Genomic DNA, 17,333 nt, shown 5'->3' with positions numbered 1-17,333 from the left:
CGGATGCTCACCGGTGTCGGCCTGTTCATCCTGGGTTTCGCGCTCGTGTTCACCTTCTACGGTGCGGCCTTCGGCCTCATCGGCGGCTGGCTGCTGCGCTGGCAGGACCTGCTCATCCGGGGCCTGGGCATCTTTGTCATCATCATGGGGCTGGTCCTGGTGGGCCTCCTACCCGCGCTGCAACGGACGGTGAAACCGTCCTTCAAGCCCAGGGCCGGGATTGCCGGGGCACCGGTGCTGGGAATCGTGTTCGGCCTCGGCTGGACCCCCTGCATGGGCCCCACCCTCAGCGCCGTACTGGCGCTGAGCACCAGCACCGGCCAAGCAGGCCGCGGCGCGCTGCTTGGCTTCCTCTACTGCCTGGGCCTGGGGATCCCGTTCCTGCTCGTGGCACTGGGCCTTGAGCGGGTGAGCCGGGCATTGGGCTTCGTCCGGCGCCACATGCGCGCATTCAACATCGCCGGCGGGTCCCTGCTCGTCCTCGTCGGCGTGCTCATGGCTACCGGCACCTGGACGCACTGGATCTACCAGCTCCAGAACCTCTCCGGGACCTTCACCACACCCGTCTAGCCCCCCACAACACCAAGGAAACCCCTCCGTGCAAAACCAACTGAACCGCCGCTCGTTCCTGGGACTCTCCGCTGTGACGGCGGCCACCGCGGCCTTGGCCGCCTGTACCCCCGTCAAACCCACCGGCCCCGCGGCCGACCCTCCCACGAGGATCATGCCTACCGACCCGCCCGTCGCCCAGGCCGAAGCCGCACGGGCATCCACCGGCACGACCATCACCAAGAAGCTCGCCCCCGGACCGTTATCCACCACCATTGCCGGCAAGACGGCCAACACCTGGGGATACGACGGTTCCCTCGTCGCGCCCACCCTGCGCGGCAAGGCCGGGGACCGGCTCGACGTCAGAGTCGACAACCAGCTCGATGAACCCACAACCATCCACTGGCACGGGGTGGCCCTGCGCAACAACGCCGACGGCGTCCCGGGCCTCACCCAGAAGGCCATCGCGGCCGGTGGCGCCTACGATTACACCTTCACCCTCCCGCACCCGGGGACCTACTGGTACCACTCCCACGTGGAAATGCAGCGCGAACGCGCCCTCTACGGTGCCCTGGTCATCGAGGACCCGAAGGAGACCCTGGAATACGACAAGGACTGGGTCATCGTCCTAGACGACTGGCTCGACGGGATCACCGCCACCCCCGCAGAGGTCCTCAAGGAGGTCTCGAAGGGCATGGGCGACATGGGAACAATGGGCGGGATGGACCACGGGGGCGGAGGAAGCCCCATGAAGATGGGCAACACGCTCATGGGTGCCACCAGCGACTTCCTCGGCGGGGACGCCGGGGACATCGCCTACCCGCTGCACCTCTTCAACGGACGCGGACCGCACGATCCGGAAACCCTCAAGGCCAAGGCCGGTGACCGGATCCGGCTGCGCATCATCAATGCCGCCGGGGACACCGCCTACCGGATCGGCATCCCCGGCCAGCGGCTGACCCTGACCCACACAGACGGCTTCCCCATCCAGCACGAGGACGTCGACGCCGTCGTGCTGGGCATGGGCGAGCGCATCGACGCCATCCTGGTCGTGGAGGACGGCTATACGCCGCTGCTGGCACTGGCCGAGGGCAAGGGGCAAATGGCCTACGGGCTGGTCTCCACCGGCACTGGCACCCCACCGGCCCCGGGGAAGCTCCCTCCGGAGCTGGCCGGCCGGGTGGTGGACGGCGGGCAACTGACCGCGGATCCGTCCGTGAAGCTGGACGCGAAGTCACCGGATCGGACGCACGAGGTGCGCCTGACCGGGGGGATGGCGAAGTACGACTGGGGCATCAACGGCCACCGCTACGACATGGCCGACCCCTACGCCAACGCCTTCGACATCACCGCCGGGGAACGGGTGGAGGTGAAGTTCGTGAACGAGACCGAGATGTGGCACCCGATGCACATCCACGGCCACACCTTCCAGGTCGGCAATGTCGGGGCGCGCAAGGACACCGTCATCGTCCGCCCCGGGCACACCCTGACGGTCTACTTCGATGCCGACAACCCCGGGCAGTGGCTGATGCACTGCCACAACGCCTACCACGCCGAACGCGGCATGATGGGCGTCTTCTCTTACATCAAATAGCCCATGCCACCCGTCGCCAAACCGAACCGTCGGGCGCGGCCACGCCCGACGGCCGGTCGTCCGGTCATTGAAGCCCAGTCCGTGCTCTTCCAGCAAGCCAAGCAGTGGGTAGGCACCGACAGGGCCAAACGCGGTGTCCCGGCTGCAGTAACGGATTCCGTTTCCTGCAGCTAGACAAGACAGATACCTCCCGGGGGTATATGTTGGGTTTCGCCGTTCGTTACATCCGGGGCCCCAACAAGGTCCTCGCATGACGGGATCATTTCGTTGCCCGCACGGTCGGTCACCCGTATATTGGCCCGGGGCCGTCCTTCCCTTGGGCGGGGGGCAGCGAGGTGTATTGCCGGCAGTGAACCGGCCAAGGTCCGGGATTTCCCGGCCTCGACCAGGAAGGGGGTGCCAGATGTCACCGTTTGCGAGCCTGCTCATCGCCTTGGGGACGTGTCTGGCCGCCATTGGCGGGGTATATCTCTTCGGCCGCGCGGTTTCCGTGTCGAGGGAAACGGTGGAGGTGCTTCCCTATCAGTCGGGGTGGGCTCCACGCGAACACGCGTTGTCGCGGTTCCATGCGCGCTGGTACCCGTTGACGCTGGTGTTCCTGGCCTTCGACGTCGAGATGCTGTTCATGTACCCGTGGGCTGTCGTGGTGTCCGGAATGGGTCCCGCAGCCGTCATCGAGATGTTCGTATTCCTCGGGGTGCTCGTTGTCGGCGTCATCTGGGCCTGGAGGGAAGGGGCGTTCAGATGGGTCTGAACGTCTGGATCACCCGGCTGGCCACTGGCCGCCCCCATGTCCTGATCGTGGAGATGCCAGGCTATTCCGTCCTGCGCATGCGGTTGGAGGCGGGCATCACGGCCCGCGGATGGGTGCTCGCCCAGGCGCCCGCCGAGGCAGACGTCCTGCTCGTCTGCGGAGAAGCGCAGCCGCCGTACCCGGAGGTCATCGAAGCCATCTGGAACCAGATACCCGGCCCGCGCTGCCGTGCCTCAGTCACAGCTGCCGACGCCATCCCCGCCGCGCTGGATGCGATTCCGGCCCAGTTGGGGGACCGGAACGCACAGCTCGCAGACGCCACTCTCCGACCGAAACCCAGCGACGCTGGCACTGCGGACGACGAAACCACAGACGCACCCGGGGACGAGACCTCCACCGGACACGCGGCCCACCAGCACCAAGGGGACCACGACCACTCCGGCATGCAGCACGAAATGCATGGCGAGTGCCCCGAACACGAGGGGCACACGGAGCATGCGGACGCGGACATGGACGACATGGACATGGATATGAGCCATATGCACATGGACATGTCCGGCCCTGCGGGCATCCCGCTCGCCAGCGGCGACGAGAACGACCGCGACGGACTCGAGATGGACATCATCCACCTCTCCCTCGGCCCGGTGCTTCCCTCCTGGCCAGCCGGGCTGGTCGTGCGGTGCACGCTGCACGGCGACGTCATCGCGGAGGCAACCATCGAAGTCGTGCCACCTGCCGTCTCGAACGCCAGCACTCCGGCGGAACCACCAGCACCGGTGCCACGCGCCGTGGAGCTCTGCGATGCCTCCGCGCACTTGCTCGCGGTGGCCGGATGGGAGCCCGTCGCCGGCAAGATCCGGCGGCTCCGTGACGACCTCCTCGAAGACCTGCGCCCCGTGGATACGGTGATCGCGGGACTGGACAGCGCTGCCGACCGGGTCGCCCGGTCACGGACCCTGCGCTGGTCGCTGCGCGGCGTTCCAGAACTCCGGGACGTCGACGCGCTTTCCCGGTTGCTTGGCTGGCTGCACACCGCCAGCGAGCTGTTGGCCCACGGGCCCGTCCTATCCGATGACTTCGAAGGACCGTTCACTCTCGATGAGGTCCGGCAGGCGTTGACCGGACAGGAGCTGGCTACCGCACGCCTGGTCATCGCGTCGATCGGGCCTGCCCGGATCGGCCACTTGGTGGGGCCGGACCATGGATAGCGCCGCCGCCGGGGCCCTGTGGACGCTGCTCCTTCCCTTCGCCGTCGCCGCGGCCGCACTGTTGGCCGCGGCGTTCAACGCCGTTCTGGACAACAGGACCTCTGGACTGCCCGCCGCGGCCGGACTTTCATCACCGATCCGGGAGACGGCGAGGTTGCTGCGCCAGCAGCGCCGGACCCTGCCCGGTGCCGATGCCCTGCTGTGGCGGGTCGGGGGTGCCGGGTTCGTTGTCGTGGCCGTGTTGATGGTGCTGGTGGTCCCCTTCGGCGGTTTCACCTTCGCGGATCTGCCGGTCGGGCTGGTCTGGTTCAACGCGATGGACGTCTTGCTTTGGGCGCTGTGGTGGCTGCTCGGGTGGGGTGCCAACAGCGCCTGGTCACTGGTGGGCGGATACCGCTTCCTGGCCCAGGCCCTGTCCTACGAGCTGCCCCTGATGTTCGCCCTGACGGCCCCGGCCGCCGGTGCCGGTAGCCTGCGCCTGCTTGACATCCAATCCGCTCAGCAAGACCTGTGGTTCGTGGTGTGGATGCCCGTTGCATTCCTGGTCTATGCCGCGTCGATCGTCGCGTTCTCCTCGTGGGGCCCCTTCCAGACCGCCACCGGGACCGATGCCGCCGGCGGGGTGGTCACCGAGCTGAGCGGGGTCGACAGGCTCCTGGTTCTCGCCGGGCGCTACATGCTCCTGGTCGCGGGGGCCGCCTTCGCCGTCCCCTTGTTCCTCGGCGGCGGGAGCGGGCCCTGGCTCCCGGATCCGGTGTGGGTGGTCGTGAAGACCCTCGTCCTCCTCGCCGTCCTGATCGCCGTGCGCAGGCTGTTCCCGATCGTGCGGCCGGAGCGGCTGGCCGAGGTCGCCTGGGTCGTGGCCATGCCCCTGGTGCTCGTCCAACTGGCCGTTGCCGCCATCGTCGTCGTGAACGGGGGAACACCGTGATGCCCGCCATCCTCTTCTGGGTCTTCTCGATCGTGGCCGCTTCAAGTGCGGTTGCGGTCTTCGTCGTGGATTCGATGGCCCGGGCATCGTACGCGCTGGCTCTCTCATTCATCGCCGTCGGTGCCATCATCCTGCAATTGGACCTGGACTACATCGGGGTCATCACCATCTTGATGATGACGATGGAGATGGCGATCATGGCCGTGTTCATGGTGATGTACATGGGCATGAACCCGGCCCTGATGCCGATGGACATGACACACAACAAGCGCCGCTCCGCGGTCATCGCCGGCATCGTGTTCATCGTCCTGGCCGCCGGCGCCCTCCTCATCCGGTGGCCCGAGCAGATGTCGGCGCCCGCCCCGGATCCAACGGCGGCATTGGGAGAAGCCCTGATGGGTTCGAAGATGCTCGTGATGCTCACCATCAGCCCCGTGCTGTTCGCCACCATCATCGCCTCCCTGGTGTTGGCCAACCCGCGTGGGCGCTATGACCGGCGCGGGGACGACCTCCACCGGCGCGGGCCCGGTGGGCGGCGCGAAACCGATGACCCGATCAAGGGCGGACTAGGCCGATGACCCTGCAACTGATCCTGCTGGTGGCCGCCGCCCTGTTCGCCATCGGGCTGTTCGGGGCGCTGTCCCAACAGGTCCTCGTGATGGTGATGATGGGCATCGAGGTGATGATCAACGGCGTGCTCCTGGCCGCAGCCGCGCTCTGGTTCCACCTGTCCCCCACACCCGACGGCCAAACCCTGTTGCTGGTCATCCTCGCCGCGATGACCGTTGAAATGGCGATGGGATTCGCCGTCGCCACCGTTTTCCACCGCTCACGGAACTCGGACATGACCGATACCGCCACGGAGCTGCACGGATGACGGCCGCACTCCTGGCGGCCGTCGGACTGCCGGCCATCACCGGGACCTTCCTGCTGCTGGCCGGGCACCGCGCCAACCGCCTCGCCCCCGCGCTGGCTCTCACTGCTGCCGCGCTGACCCTGGTCGCCGCCATCGCGTCCGCCGTGGCCATGCCCCGCTTCGGGGTGCCGTTCATCTCATCCGGCGGTGCGGCCCTGGTCGTGGATGGCCTGGGCGCCGTCCTGCTGCCGACGGTGGCGGCCGTGGTCCTGCTCGTCCTCGTGTTCGCTGCCGCCGAAGACACACGCCCGGCGGCGCGCTTCCACGGGCTCATGCTGGTCTTCACCGCCGCGGTGATGGTCACGGTGGGCGCCACGTCGCTGCCGGCCTTGCTTGGCGCGTGGGAGGTCATGGGCGCGACCTCCTATGCCCTGATCGGTTTCCACTGGCGCAAACCCTCGACGATTCCCTCCGGGCTGGTCGCCTTCACCGTGACACGCGCCGCCGATCTGGGCCTCTACGCCGCGGCAGGAGCCGCCGTCGCCGCGGGGACCGGCTGGCAGTTGGACGCCCTCGCCTCCGCGGAGGGGCCGTGGCTGCATGTGCTGGCCGCCGGCGTGCTTTTGGCGGGCCTGGGGAAGGCGGCGCAACTACCGTTTAGTTTCTGGCTCTCCCGGGCGATGGAGGGCCCGAGCCCGGTCAGTGCCCTGCTGCACTCGGCGGCCATGGTCGCCATGGGCGGATACCTTCTGCTCCGGCTCGAGCCGCTGTTGCTGGCCTCCGGGTGGGCCGGCCCGGCGGCTGCCTGGATCGGTGCCGCGACCGCGATCGTGCTCGGCATCGTGGCGCTGTGCCAGAGGGACCTCAAGCAGTTGCTGGCCGCCTCGACTGCGGCCCAACTGGGTTTCGTCGTCCTGGCCGCCGGCATCGGCGCCACCGCCGGAGGGACCTCGCAGCTCGTCGCCCACGCAGCCACCAAGGCGTTGTTGTTCCTTGCCGCCGGCGCGTGGTTGACGGCCGTGGGCTCGAAACAACTTCCAGCCCTGCGCGGCATCTATCGGCGCTGGCCGGTGGTCGGCGCCTCGTTCCTGGTCGGGGCACTGTCCCTGGCCGGGCTGCCTCCGCTGTCGTTGTGGCTGGCGAAGGACGCGGTCCTCGCCGTCGCCTTGCACCAGCATCCCGCATTGTATGCTGCCGGATTGCTCGGTGCCGCCCTCGCCGCCGCGTATTCGGCGAAGATGATCGCCGTGGTCTGGGCCAGACCCGACATGCAGCAGCAGGCCGACATGGAGCGCAAACTGTGGGATGCCGAAGAACGAGGAACCCGCAAGGTCCCCGTGGTGGCGACGGTGCCTCTGGTGGTCCTGGCGGCATCGGCTGCATTGCTGGGCGCCACCGCCCTTCCGGTACTGTCCGGACCGTTCCGCGCACTGTTGGGCGCGCAGGCGGAGGCGGAAAGCAGCGGGTGGGAACTGCTCGCTTCGGCCGCGATTGCCATCGTCGTATCGGCCCTGGTGCTGGTTCGGGGTGTGCCGCGCCTGGCAGCCGCCGAGAACTGGTTTGGCCTTGAACGGGCCGCGGAAACCGTTTTCGTACGTCCCATGTTCGCCACCGCGGCCGTCCTGTACCGGCTCGACCACCGCCTGGAGAAGGCGGTGCTTGGTGCCGGCCGCTTTCTGAACCGGTCCGCAGCGGTGTCCGGCGACGTGGACGGCAGCGTGCAACGCGCGTTGCGTGCCGTACTGGGTGGGGTCAACGGCCTCGGGCGGTTGGCCCGCCGCGCCCAAACGGGTGCCGTGGCCGATTACTTTGCTGCGGCGGTCCTCGTCTGCGTTGCCGCCCTCGTCCTGCTGATCGTCGTTAGGTAGCCCCCATGCTCAGTGTCATCGTCTTCCTGCCGCTCGCGGCCGCGACCTTCCTCGCCCTCGCCCGTCGGCTGCCCGAAAAAGTTGCGCGGCTGACCTGGTTGGCCACGACCCTCGTGGATTTGGCGTTGTCGGTCATGCTCGCGATTGCCGGCGGCTCGGGCCCGAACGGACTCGTGGCCGAGGAGCGGGTGGAGTGGATGCCGCAGCTTGGCAGCAGCTACCATCTCGGCGTCGATGGCATCTCCCTGCCCCTGCTGCTGCTGACCGGCGTCATCTTCGTGGCCTGCGCCATCTGGGCCCTGCGCGAGACCGACAGGCCCCGCCCCCAGGCCGCCTTGTTCCTGTTCCTGCAGACGACCTGCCTCGGGTTGTTCTGTGCACAGGACCTGATCCTGTTCTTCCTGTTCTTCGACCTCTCGATCGTGGGCATGTACTTCGTCATTGCCGGCTGGGGACACGGAAACCAACGTCGCTCCGCACTGGTGTTCTTCATCTACACCTTCATGGGTTCCCTGTCCCTGCTGTTGGGATTCATCGGCCTCTATCTCGGTGCCGCCCCCCACACCTTCGACATGGTGGAACTCTCCCGCCAGGACGCCTTCACCGGAACCCCGCTGGCGGGCGGCTTCGTGCTGGCGGCGGTCATCCTGGGCCTGGCCGTGAAGACACCGACCTTCCCTTTCCACTCCTGGCTGCCACCGGCACACACCGATGCCCCGGCCATCGGCTCGGTCGTCCTGGCCGGCCTGTTGCTGAAGATGGGCACCTACGGCTTCGTCAGGATCGCGATGCCCATGCTCCCGGACATTTGGCGGGCGTGGGCGTGGGTGGTCGTCGCGATCGGCATCGTCTCGGTCCTCTACGGCGCCCTCGTCGCGGTCGTGCAGACAGACATCAAGCGCATGATCGCCTTCACCTCCGTCAACCACATGGGCTACGTCGTGCTCGCTGTCGGCGCCGCCGGCGTCCTGGGTGCCAACAACGCCGAAGCACAGCAGCTGGCCATCGTCGGGGCCGTAACCCAAATGGTCTCCCACGGCCTGGTCACCGGGGCCCTGTTCCTGCTCGCCGGTGTCTTCCACGACCGCACCGGAAGCTACGACCTGCGCCGGTATGGTGGCCTGGCCCACCCCGCACCACGGTTCGCCGGGTTCTTCGCGATCGCCGCATTCGCCTCGCTCGGACTTCCGGGCTTCAGCGGCTTCATCGCCGAATTCCAGATCTTCACCGGCAGCATCGGAACCACCCCCTGGGCCCTGGTGGCCCTTCCCGGCATCCTGATCACCGCAGTCCTTTTCTTGCGCGCATTCCAGCACGTGTTCACGGGCCAGACACGGGAACTGTCCGTCGGTTTCAGCGACCTGCGCCCCCGCGAGAGCACGGCCCTGGCCATCCTGATGGGGCTGTCCGTGCTCATCGGTCTCATCCCCGGCCCGCTGCTGGCGATGATCGGACCCGCGGCGCAGAACCTCGTCGTCAGCCTGGGCCCATGACGGCAATGGCAATGGACATGGACTACCCGGCGCTGCTGCCAGAGATCATCCTGCTCGCCACGGCAGTGCTGGTGCTGCTGGGCGGCAGCTTCCTGCCCCGCACCCGCCAGCATCCCACCCGCTGGCTCACCCTCGGTGCCCTGGTCGCCAGCGCAGCGACCGGGATGGCGGCAGTGCCGGGAGGGCCGGAGTCGATCTTCAGTGGAACCTACGCACTGGACCCGTCCACTGCGGTCGTTCGGATGGCGGCCCCGCTGGCCACGCTCGTGGTGGTCCTGCTCGGCCGGCATGAATTCGCCGGCACGGCGCGTGAAAGCGAAACCTATGCCCTGTTGTTGCTGGCCACGCTCGGAACAGTCGTGATCGGGGGGACGACCGACCTGCTGGTCCTGGTCGCCGGGTACCTGCTGGCGAGCATCCCCCTGTACGCGCTGATCGGCCTATCGCGCAGCGGGATGGCCGCCGAGGCAACCCTTAAGACCTACCTCATCGGCGCCCTGTCCGGAGTCCTGCTCATGGCAGGCGTTGCCGTGCTGACCGCAGTTGCCGGCACGAGCGGCTACGCGGGCATGACGGAGGCTCTTCCCCAGGCCCCGCAGGCCGCCGTCGCCGGCGGGGCCGTGGCGGTCCTCATCGGCTTGACCTTCAAGGCCGGTGCGGTGCCCGGCCACTTCTGGATCCCCGACGCCAGCCAGGCCTCTGGGATAGGCATCGCAGCGTTCATCACGACCGTGCCGAAGATCGGAGCACTCGTGGCCATGGGCCGGCTGGTGGCACTCATGCCCGCCACGGTGGATGTCCCGCTGCTCGTGGCCGTGCTCGCAGCGGCCAGCATGGGCATCGGAAACCTTGCCGCGTTGGCGCAGGAGAACGTCAGGCGTCTGCTGGGCTGGTCGACGGTCAGCCAGGTCGGCTACCTGCTGATGCCCGTTGCCGTCATCACCCGCAGCGAGGGCGCCTCGGTGGCCCTGTTGGCCTACATCGTCTTCTACGCGCTAACGAACCTGGCCGTGTTCGCCGTCGTCGCCTGCTTCCCCCGGCGCGAAGAGCTGGGCGACTGGGTGGGATTGGCACGGGGGCACCCGTGGCTGACCGGTTCCCTCGTCGTGGGGGCCCTCAGCCTCGTGGGAACACCGCCCACGGCGGTGTTCCTGGGAAAGGTCGCCGTGTTCACCGTCGCCTGGAATGGCGGCATGTCCTGGCTGGTCGTGTTCGCCGCAGCCAACACGGTGCTGAGCCTTGTCTACTACCTCAGGCTCATCCGCCCCGCCTTCCACCCCGCCGGGGACTGCAGCACCGGTTTGTCCACGGCGCCACGGGAGGTTGCCCGCACCGTGGTGGCCACCGCTATGGTGCTCGGTGCCCTGGTCCTCGCAGCCGGGGCCGTCGGGGCCGGAATCTGGTTCGCCGTCGCCGGGTGAACCGCTTCGGTCATCGGGCCAACCACGCGGGATGGCGGGCGTGGTCGATCGTGCGTTGTGGCTGCACTTTCCGCTTACCGTGTACCGCCAGGAAGACTTCGAGGACCATCGTCTTGCATCACCGCTCGGAACCAACGGCCAGGGAGGGAAAGGTCGTCGAGACCAAAAGGACACGGTTCCGTAATCAATTCGTGACTTTTACATCCGTTTCATGTAAATTCGTTCCCGTGCCGGGCTTCCTATGAGCCCGGCACACCCAAGTGGATTGCCGAACACTGCCACCACTGCGGGGTCCGTTCACGCAATTGCTGGCAGTGGCGGGGGAACCAAATCCGGGCCCACCGGGCCCTTGGGGTTAAGCGCCTCGCGCTGACTTGTCAGCGCGGGACGCCGAGTGGCTCCCACTCGAACCCGACAGCTAACCCCGCAGGCATTGGGAGAGGTAACCAACACATGACCAAGCGACACTTGGGCCGCCACCGCGCCATGCCCGTCCGCAGCAACCCCTTGGGCTCGATCTCCAAGGCAGTCTCCTCCAACGCCGGCTCAGTTGGCCGCCAGGCCGCAGTCATCGCCGCGGCTTCCGGCCTCGTGCTGACCCTCGGCGTTCCGGCCGAGGGCGCGCCGTCCGCCCGTGAAGCCGCCAAGGCCCCGGCAGCTGACATCCTGCGCACTTCCGTGGACTCCCCCGCCGCCGTCACCGTTGCGGACGCCAAGCCACAAGAGCTGAAGCAGATCAAGGTCTCCGTCGCCGACGTCAAGTCCACCGACGGATCGGCCCACCGCGCAGCATTGCGCAAGGCCGCAGCCGAACGCGAAGCAGCCCAGGAGGCCGCTGAACGCGAGGCCGCCGCGGACCGCGCAGACGCCCAGACGGAAGCCGCCGCAGCTGCCGAGCGCGAGGAAGCAGCCGCAGGCGCTGCGATGACCCGCCAGAGCCGCCAGTCCTCGACGCCGGCGCCGTCTAGCACGAACGACAACGCCTCGTCGACCGGTACGGTCACCACGGCCTCCACTCCCGCTCCGGAGAAGGCCGAAGCCAGCCCGGCATCCAGCGCGGGCCTCTCGGGGATCGCGGGCATGGCCATGAGCTACAAGGGGACACCCTACGTGTGGGGCGGAAGCAGCCCCTCGGGCTGGGACTGCTCCGGCTTCATCCAGTACATCTACGGCAAGGCCGGCATCAGCCTGCCCCACAACACGACCGCCATCCGCACCAGTGGAAAGTTCGTGAAGACCTCCAATCCCAAGCCCGGCGACCTGGTCTACCAGAACGGTGGCAGCCACGCTGGTATCTACATCGGTGGCGGCAAGATCATCGGCGCGCAGAACCCCTCCGTCGGCACCGTTGTCCGTCCGGCCGACAGCCCGTACGGCCCGTTGATGGGCTACTACACCTACGTAGGCTAGACAGGATACGAAAGAGGGCCCATCCATTACCCGGATGGGCCCTCTTCGTCGTTCCAGGGCCAGACGCCGGGGCCGCTCACGCGTCCTGCCCCTTGGTCCACGCGGTCTCTCCCGAAGGCGGCGACGGTTGCCATGTTCTGGGTCCCAGGAAGCCGGCCTCCTGCAAGCACGCCACTAGCTGCGGCTCAGCCGACACGTGGCAGGGAGCACCCAGGTGTCCTGCCCATGGAGGTTGGTGGCACTCGGCGTGGCAGGTAGATAAAGAGGGCCTGAACTTAGATGTTCCACTTCCTTGGAAGTGGAACACCCCCTGCCCACCATGCCGGCACGAACGGACACGCCCCGGATTATTGTTCCAGAACTAAGCCCAAAAGATCGTCCCGGAAGAACCGTACGAGCACGACTTCCGATACCATGGCCGCATGGACATTGGGTATGCGCGCGTTTCGACTGCGAAACAGGACCTCGACCGGCAGATCGATGCCCTGCGCGCCGAGGGCGTCGCCGATCGTCATATCTATGTGGACAGGAAATCCGGCTCGACCACCGAGCGGCCGGGACTCCGCGAAGCGCTGGACCATGCACGGGATGGGGACGTGGTAGTCGTGCACACCCTGGACCGGCTCGGCCGCACCGTTCGCGATACCTTGAACCTCATCCACGACCTCGCCGAGCGCGGCGTCGGCGTACGGAACCTGGCCGATCCCATCCGGGTCGACTCGGCCAACCCCGAGGACCCCATGTCCCAACTCGCGGTGGTCATGCTGGCCCTCTTCGGCCAGATGGAGAGGACCTACGCGATCGAGCGGGCAGCCCACGCCCGGGCAGTGGCCACCAGAAAAGGCAAGCGCATCGGCCGGCCCAGCGTCGTCGACCCGTCGAAACTCGCCTATGCCGAACACCTGCGTGACCAGGGCAACTCCGTCCGGGAAATCGTGGAGAAGACCGGCATCACCCGCTCAAGCCTCTACCGGCACCTGCCGCCCCGGCCCCCGGAAATTCTGACCGCCGAGGGAGAACGCGAGAACCACTGAAGCACACCATCAGGTTGCTGGTGCAGACGACTACGGACCGGAATGCTGCTTGGTGCAGTGGACTTCGGACATCATTGCCGTCCGAAGTACTGCATTACCCTGTGATGACGGCGATCCCAGTGCGGTCGACTTCTGAAAATGACAACGAAAAGAGGCCCCGCGGTTTCCCTGCGGGGCCTCCCGGCAAACATTCGTTATTTGGGACCGGCCAGGTGCGCGGAACTCAACAGCAGCTGGTTCCGCAAGAAGGCGTCTCCCGATCTCCGGTGATGGCAGAAATTGGCTGCGTACATGCTTCTCCCTTCCATGCCTCGACCCCTTCCCGGACGGCGAAAATCACGATCACCAGGCCGGCCACCGGGTCCGCCCAGCTCCAGCCGAAAAGGCTGTTGAGCAGGAGGCCGACCAGGACGGCAGCCGAGAGGTACGAGCAGATCAGGGTCTGCTTCGAATCGGCAACGGCCGAAGCGGAGCCCAGTTCCCGGCCGGTGCGGCGTTCAAGGAGGCTGAGGAAGGGCATCACCGCGAGGCTGACGGCCGCCAGGACGATGCCGACAGGACTGTGCTCGGCTTCCTTCAACCCGGCCAGGGTGAGCAATGCACTGGCGCTCACATAGGCGGCAAGAGCGAAGAACGATAGTGCGATCAGACGCAGGGCCTTCCTTTCCCGGCTCTCGGGATCACGCGCCGCGAACTGCCAGGCAACTGCCGCAGCCGAGAGCACTTCAACAATGGAATCCAACCCGAAACCGACCAGGGCGACCGAGGAAGCTGCCGCGCCGGCCGCGAGGGCGATGACGGCCTCGATCACGTTGTAGGTGATCGTGAGGGCGACGATGATCCTGATACGCCGCTTGAGCAGTTCCCTGCGCTGCTCATGGAGTTTGATCGTGTTCAGCATGTGCAACCTGGCCCCTCGCAGCAATCGGGCTCGACCCGCAGGACGACGCGGAGCAGCTCATCCATGGCGGCGCCCAGATGGGGGTCGCTCAGCCTGTACCAGGATCGCCTGCCCTCGGGGATCGCTTCGACCAGCCCGCACCCGCGCAGGCAGGCCAGCTGGTTGGACATGACCTGGCGGGAAACGCCGAGGGCGTCGGCCAGGTCGGAGGGAAAGGCCGGCGCCTCACGCAGGGCGAGCAACACGCCAACCCGTGTGGAGTCGGATAGCGCGTGGCCAAAACGTGCCAGGGCGGCAGTGTGGGAAGCGGTGGCAGTTGCGTTCATGCTTAAACAGTACATGGAATCCTGAATTAAGGGGTCGGTGTACTGGTTTTGTTCACACCTGGTTATCCTCTGGGCGAACGTTCGCCTTTTGTCAGGAAGTCCGGCAATACTTGAAGAGTGCTCAGTGCAGCCGGCCATGAAAGACCTATTTGTGGTTAAAAGAAAAAGGAATCCGCTCCAACGGATTCCATTTTCTAACGGCCAATTTCAAAGTGGCTTCGCGTCCTTGGGAGTAGTCCAAGGTAGTAAGACACCATCAGACTATTCCCCTGTCCTATCTTGGTCAACCGGAGGTTGATCACGTGGGCTTTGGCCGCAACGCCATCTTTCAATCGGAAAGGTGGTGACTATGGACCGCAAGGAACATAGCTGCCAGGGCGGTACGCCGGGAGGATTCTGGGTTATGTGGGCCATTGGCCTATTTGTCCAGGTTTTCCTGGCCTGCTACCCGGGATAAAACGAGAAGGCACCCCGTGGAGCGGTACCGCTCCACGGGGTGCCTTCCGTGTGCGTCCCCTACCCCTCTTCCCCCGCTGGATCCATCAGCGCGGGGCCGTTGTTGTGGCCGGCCGATGGGGAGTTAGCGCATCCGGCTATCGAGCGGTCGCGTTGAGCTCCTCCAGCAAGCGCGTGGTCCTGGCCCGGATGTCGTCGCGTACCAGCCTCATCCTTTCCATTCCTTCGATCCCCCTCGTAGTAGGTTCATCGATGTCCCAGTTCCGCAGCCGGGCTCCCGGAATCGGCTCCAAATCCGCTTCCCGGCCAAGGATGATCACCAGGTCGACGCCGGCGAGCAGTTCCCTGGTGATGGGTTTGGGTCGCTCGTCGCCGATTTCGATGCCAAGTTCGGACAGGGACTGCACTGACTGAGCGTTGAGTCCGTTGCCGGGCTTGGTACCGGCGGTGCGGACGTCGACGCGGCCTCCGGCAAGGTGGCGCATGAGCGCCCCGGCCATTTGGGATTTTCCGCCGTTCTTGACGCAGACGAACAGGACTACCGGCCTGCCATCAACGGAAAGGGGTTCCTCCCTCCGGGTGCCGGTTCCCGGCATAGGATTCGTGGTCGCCGCGGCCGTCAACGTCTGGTGTCCGCGCGTGGCGCCGGTTCGGGCCGCCTGGTCATTCTGCACCGGAACGTCCATGGGCCAGGCCGGTTGGAATGCCGATGAGCACGGGTTCGGGCGCAGCACAGCATGAGCCTGCCGCGTCGCCAGGCTCAGAGGCCTCGGAGGGCGCATCACAGGTACCGCCAAGGTCCGTGGAGCAGACGCCGGTTTCGGGCAGTTCCAGGTGGACCTGTCCGGCAGCGGCCATGTCCCCTGCTATGGCGGCGACGATGGACCGAACCTGTTCGTATCCCGTGGCGAGCAGGAAGGTCGGGGCCCGTCCGTAGGATTTCATGCCGGCGATGTAGAAGTCCTTGTCGGGGTGGGCCAGTTCCTTGGCCCCGTGCGCCGGAACGGTCCCGCAGGAATGGAATTCGGGGTCGATCAGCGGCCCCAGGGCCCGTGGGGCTTCCACGGCGGGATCCAGTTCCAATCGGATTTCCCGCAGGATGCCCAGGTCGGGTCGGAAGCCCGTGGCGGGGATCAACACGTCAACTTCCAGCGTCGTTTCGCCCTCCGGTGTGGCTCCCGTGACGGCGAGCCGGTTACCTGCCACGAATCCGGTGGTCGTGAAGGAGATATGCACGTCGATGTGCCCGTCCTCGACGAGTTTGCGCAGACGGGTCCCCAGTTGGCCACGCGCGGGCAGCCCGTCGAGGTCCCCCCCGCCGTAGAGGCCGGAGGTGTCGCTCCCACGAACGGCCCAGCTGATGCGGGTTCCGGGCTCGTTCTTGGCCAACTGGCCCAGGGAGATGAGGGTGTTGGCGGCCGAGTGCCCGGCTCCGATGACCAGGACGTGTTTGCCTGAGAAGCAGGCCCGGTCGGCACCGGTCACGTCCGGCAGTGGTGCGGTGATCAGGCCGCGGGCGATGGCTTCGGCTTCGCCGGGGGCGGGCAGGCCGGCTTGCCCGAGCGGGTTGGGTTGGGCCCAGGTTCCGGAGGCGTCGATGACGGCGCGTACCCGGTGGTCTTCCACCGTGCCGTCTTCGGTTTCCGTGCGGACCAGGAAGGGGCGTTCGTCCCGTCCCCGGGAGTGTGTCTTGTCCATCCCGGCCCGGCTGACGGCCGTGACGGTGGTGGATGTGTGGAGCGCGTTGCGGATGGCCGGGAGGGTGGCGAGGGGTTCGAGGTACTGTTCCACGAGCTCGGCGCCGTAGGGCAGGGATGACAGTCGAGGTTCGGTCCAGCCGGTGGTCTCGAGCAGGCGGCGTGAGGCGGGGTCGATGTTGTGCCGCCAGGGGGAAAACAGCCGGACGTGTCCCCAGTTCCGGATGGAAGCGCCGGCCTGGTGGCCGGATTCGAAGATGAGCGGGACCAGGCCGCGTTCGATGAGGTTCGCTGCCGCGGCCAGGCCCACGGGACCGGCGCCGATGATGGCAACCGGGAGGTCGTTCGGTTGGTTCGTCATATCCATCGTTCTCCTTGGGTGGTACGTACTCGTTTGCCTTCGGCCACCTGCTTGGATCTGCGGGCGGCGGTGTCCGCTAGGTGGTCGGCAGCAGTTCTGCGATGAGGCCCTGGATGCGGGTCTTGATGTCGTCGCGGATGGGCCGGACGGCCTCGATGCCCTGCCCTGCCGGGTCATCGAGTTCCCAGTCCTCGTAGCGTTTGCCGGGGAAGATGGGGCAGGCGTCACCGCAACCCATGGTGATCACGACATCGGATTCCCGCACGGCATCCACGGTGAGGACCTTGGGCGTTTCGGCGGACATGTCGATGCCCTCCTCGGCCATGGCCGCCACGGCGGCCGGATTGACCGAGTCCGCTGGCTCGGATCCGGCAGAACGGACCTCGATGGCGCCTGCGGACAGTGCAGCGAGGTAGGCGGCGGCCATCTGGGAGCGTCCGGCGTTGTGGACGCAGACGAACAGCACGGACGGCT

17 protein-coding genes and 1 riboswitch are annotated in these 17,333 nt (G+C 66.9%); of the genes, 12 read left to right on the top strand and 5 right to left on the bottom strand.

The window, feature by feature from the left end; genetic code table 11:
- The 12 genes from ABD088_RS14230 to ABD088_RS14175 all read left to right on the top strand — a co-directional run.
- The coding region (locus tag ABD088_RS14230; protein ID WP_343902619.1) for a cytochrome c biogenesis CcdA family protein at positions 1 to 570 on the top strand (570 nt) is incomplete at its 5' end.
- A 28-nt stretch (positions 571 to 598) separates the two neighbouring features.
- On the top strand, positions 599 to 2,143 hold the full coding sequence (locus ABD088_RS14225; protein ID WP_343902618.1) for a multicopper oxidase family protein: 1,545 nt from the start codon (positions 599 to 601) through the stop codon (positions 2,141 to 2,143).
- A 403-nt stretch (positions 2,144 to 2,546) separates the two neighbouring features.
- On the top strand, positions 2,547 to 2,897 hold the full coding sequence (locus tag ABD088_RS14220) for an NADH-quinone oxidoreductase subunit A (RefSeq protein WP_343902617.1): 351 nt from the start codon (positions 2,547 to 2,549) through the stop codon (positions 2,895 to 2,897).
- Positions 2,888 to 4,105, top strand: coding sequence for a hypothetical protein (locus ABD088_RS14215; protein WP_343902616.1), 1,218 nt, complete (start codon positions 2,888 to 2,890; stop codon positions 4,103 to 4,105). The genes ABD088_RS14220 and ABD088_RS14215 overlap by 10 nt, the downstream gene beginning before the upstream one ends.
- A complete protein-coding gene (locus ABD088_RS14210) occupies positions 4,098 to 5,036 on the top strand; it encodes a complex I subunit 1 family protein (protein WP_343902615.1) in 939 nt (312 codons plus the stop codon). Before ABD088_RS14215 ends, ABD088_RS14210 begins: the two co-directional genes overlap by 8 nt.
- The gene (locus ABD088_RS14205; protein WP_343902614.1) at positions 5,036 to 5,614 is read left to right on the top strand and encodes an NADH-quinone oxidoreductase subunit J family protein; all 579 of its coding nucleotides are present in this window, start codon (positions 5,036 to 5,038) and stop codon (positions 5,612 to 5,614) included. The genes ABD088_RS14210 and ABD088_RS14205 overlap by 1 nt, the downstream gene beginning before the upstream one ends.
- Positions 5,611 to 5,913 carry an NADH-quinone oxidoreductase subunit NuoK gene (locus ABD088_RS14200; protein ID WP_343902613.1) on the top strand — a complete coding sequence of 101 codons (303 nt, stop codon included), beginning with the start codon at positions 5,611 to 5,613 and terminating at the stop codon, positions 5,911 to 5,913. The genes ABD088_RS14205 and ABD088_RS14200 overlap by 4 nt, the downstream gene beginning before the upstream one ends.
- Positions 5,910 to 7,760 (top strand): proton-conducting transporter transmembrane domain-containing protein, encoded by a 1,851-nt coding sequence (locus tag ABD088_RS14195; RefSeq protein ID WP_343902612.1) that lies wholly within the window; start codon positions 5,910 to 5,912, stop codon positions 7,758 to 7,760. Before ABD088_RS14200 ends, ABD088_RS14195 begins: the two co-directional genes overlap by 4 nt.
- Before the next feature lie 5 nt (positions 7,761 to 7,765).
- Positions 7,766 to 9,253 carry a complex I subunit 4 family protein gene (locus ABD088_RS14190; RefSeq protein WP_343902611.1) on the top strand — a complete coding sequence of 496 codons (1,488 nt, stop codon included), beginning with the start codon at positions 7,766 to 7,768 and terminating at the stop codon, positions 9,251 to 9,253.
- Positions 9,250 to 10,674 carry an NADH-quinone oxidoreductase subunit N gene (locus ABD088_RS14185; RefSeq protein WP_343902610.1) on the top strand — a complete coding sequence of 475 codons (1,425 nt, stop codon included), beginning with the start codon at positions 9,250 to 9,252 and terminating at the stop codon, positions 10,672 to 10,674. The genes ABD088_RS14190 and ABD088_RS14185 overlap by 4 nt, the downstream gene beginning before the upstream one ends.
- Before the next feature lie 296 nt (positions 10,675 to 10,970).
- Positions 10,971 to 11,121, top strand: a riboswitch (cyclic di-AMP (ydaO/yuaA leader).
- A 6-nt stretch (positions 11,122 to 11,127) separates the two neighbouring features.
- Positions 11,128 to 12,084 carry a C40 family peptidase gene (locus ABD088_RS14180; protein ID WP_343902609.1) on the top strand — a complete coding sequence of 319 codons (957 nt, stop codon included), beginning with the start codon at positions 11,128 to 11,130 and terminating at the stop codon, positions 12,082 to 12,084.
- A 422-nt stretch (positions 12,085 to 12,506) separates the two neighbouring features.
- Positions 12,507 to 13,118 (top strand): recombinase family protein, encoded by a 612-nt coding sequence (locus ABD088_RS14175; RefSeq protein ID WP_343902608.1) that lies wholly within the window; start codon positions 12,507 to 12,509, stop codon positions 13,116 to 13,118.
- A gap of 223 nt (positions 13,119 to 13,341) precedes the next feature.
- On the opposite strand, the gene ABD088_RS14170 is transcribed toward ABD088_RS14175, so the two are convergent.
- The 5 genes from ABD088_RS14170 to ABD088_RS14150 form a co-directional block, all read right to left on the bottom strand.
- Positions 13,342 to 14,019: a cation efflux transmembrane domain-containing protein gene (locus tag ABD088_RS14170; RefSeq protein WP_343902607.1), complete on the bottom strand. Its 678-nt coding sequence runs from the start codon at positions 14,017 to 14,019 to the stop codon at positions 13,342 to 13,344.
- Positions 14,013 to 14,345: an ArsR/SmtB family transcription factor gene (locus ABD088_RS14165; RefSeq protein ID WP_343902606.1), complete on the bottom strand. Its 333-nt coding sequence runs from the start codon at positions 14,343 to 14,345 to the stop codon at positions 14,013 to 14,015. The genes ABD088_RS14170 and ABD088_RS14165 overlap by 7 nt, the downstream gene beginning before the upstream one ends.
- A gap of 593 nt (positions 14,346 to 14,938) precedes the next feature.
- Positions 14,939 to 15,475, bottom strand: coding sequence for an arsenate-mycothiol transferase ArsC (locus tag ABD088_RS14160; RefSeq protein WP_343902605.1), 537 nt, complete (start codon positions 15,473 to 15,475; stop codon positions 14,939 to 14,941).
- Positions 15,465 to 16,865: an FAD-dependent oxidoreductase gene (locus ABD088_RS14155; protein ID WP_343902604.1), complete on the bottom strand. Its 1,401-nt coding sequence runs from the start codon at positions 16,863 to 16,865 to the stop codon at positions 15,465 to 15,467. The genes ABD088_RS14160 and ABD088_RS14155 overlap by 11 nt, the downstream gene beginning before the upstream one ends.
- A 70-nt stretch (positions 16,866 to 16,935) precedes the next feature.
- Positions 16,936 to 17,333: arsenate reductase ArsC (locus tag ABD088_RS14150; protein WP_343902603.1), on the bottom strand; the 398-nt coding region annotated here is incomplete at its 5' end.

This window comes from Arthrobacter rhombi, from assembly GCF_039526245.1.
Taxonomy (GTDB): Bacteria; Actinomycetota; Actinomycetes; order Actinomycetales; family Micrococcaceae; genus Arthrobacter_H; species Arthrobacter_H rhombi.
Note: the sequence above shows the minus strand (reverse complement) of the source record. Positions and strands in the feature narration are given on the sequence as shown.

Coding starts and splice junctions, on each gene's coding strand:
- ABD088_RS14220 (WP_343902617.1), top strand. CDS start 2,547: ATGTCACCGTTTGCGAGCCTGCTCATCGCCTTGGGGACGTGTCTGGCC.
- ABD088_RS14215 (WP_343902616.1), top strand. CDS start 2,888: ATGGGTCTGAACGTCTGGATCACCCGGCTGGCCACTGGCCGCCCCCAT.
- ABD088_RS14210 (WP_343902615.1), top strand. CDS start 4,098: ATGGATAGCGCCGCCGCCGGGGCCCTGTGGACGCTGCTCCTTCCCTTC.
- ABD088_RS14205 (WP_343902614.1), top strand. CDS start 5,036: ATGCCCGCCATCCTCTTCTGGGTCTTCTCGATCGTGGCCGCTTCAAGT.
- ABD088_RS14200 (WP_343902613.1), top strand. CDS start 5,611: ATGACCCTGCAACTGATCCTGCTGGTGGCCGCCGCCCTGTTCGCCATC.
- ABD088_RS14195 (WP_343902612.1), top strand. CDS start 5,910: ATGACGGCCGCACTCCTGGCGGCCGTCGGACTGCCGGCCATCACCGGG.
- ABD088_RS14190 (WP_343902611.1), top strand. CDS start 7,766: ATGCTCAGTGTCATCGTCTTCCTGCCGCTCGCGGCCGCGACCTTCCTC.
- ABD088_RS14185 (WP_343902610.1), top strand. CDS start 9,250: ATGACGGCAATGGCAATGGACATGGACTACCCGGCGCTGCTGCCAGAG.
- ABD088_RS14180 (WP_343902609.1), top strand. CDS start 11,128: ATGACCAAGCGACACTTGGGCCGCCACCGCGCCATGCCCGTCCGCAGC.
- ABD088_RS14175 (WP_343902608.1), top strand. CDS start 12,507: ATGGACATTGGGTATGCGCGCGTTTCGACTGCGAAACAGGACCTCGAC.
- ABD088_RS14170 (WP_343902607.1), bottom strand. CDS start 14,019: ATGCTGAACACGATCAAACTCCATGAGCAGCGCAGGGAACTGCTCAAG.
- ABD088_RS14165 (WP_343902606.1), bottom strand. CDS start 14,345: ATGAACGCAACTGCCACCGCTTCCCACACTGCCGCCCTGGCACGTTTT.
- ABD088_RS14155 (WP_343902604.1), bottom strand. CDS start 16,865: ATGGATATGACGAACCAACCGAACGACCTCCCGGTTGCCATCATCGGC.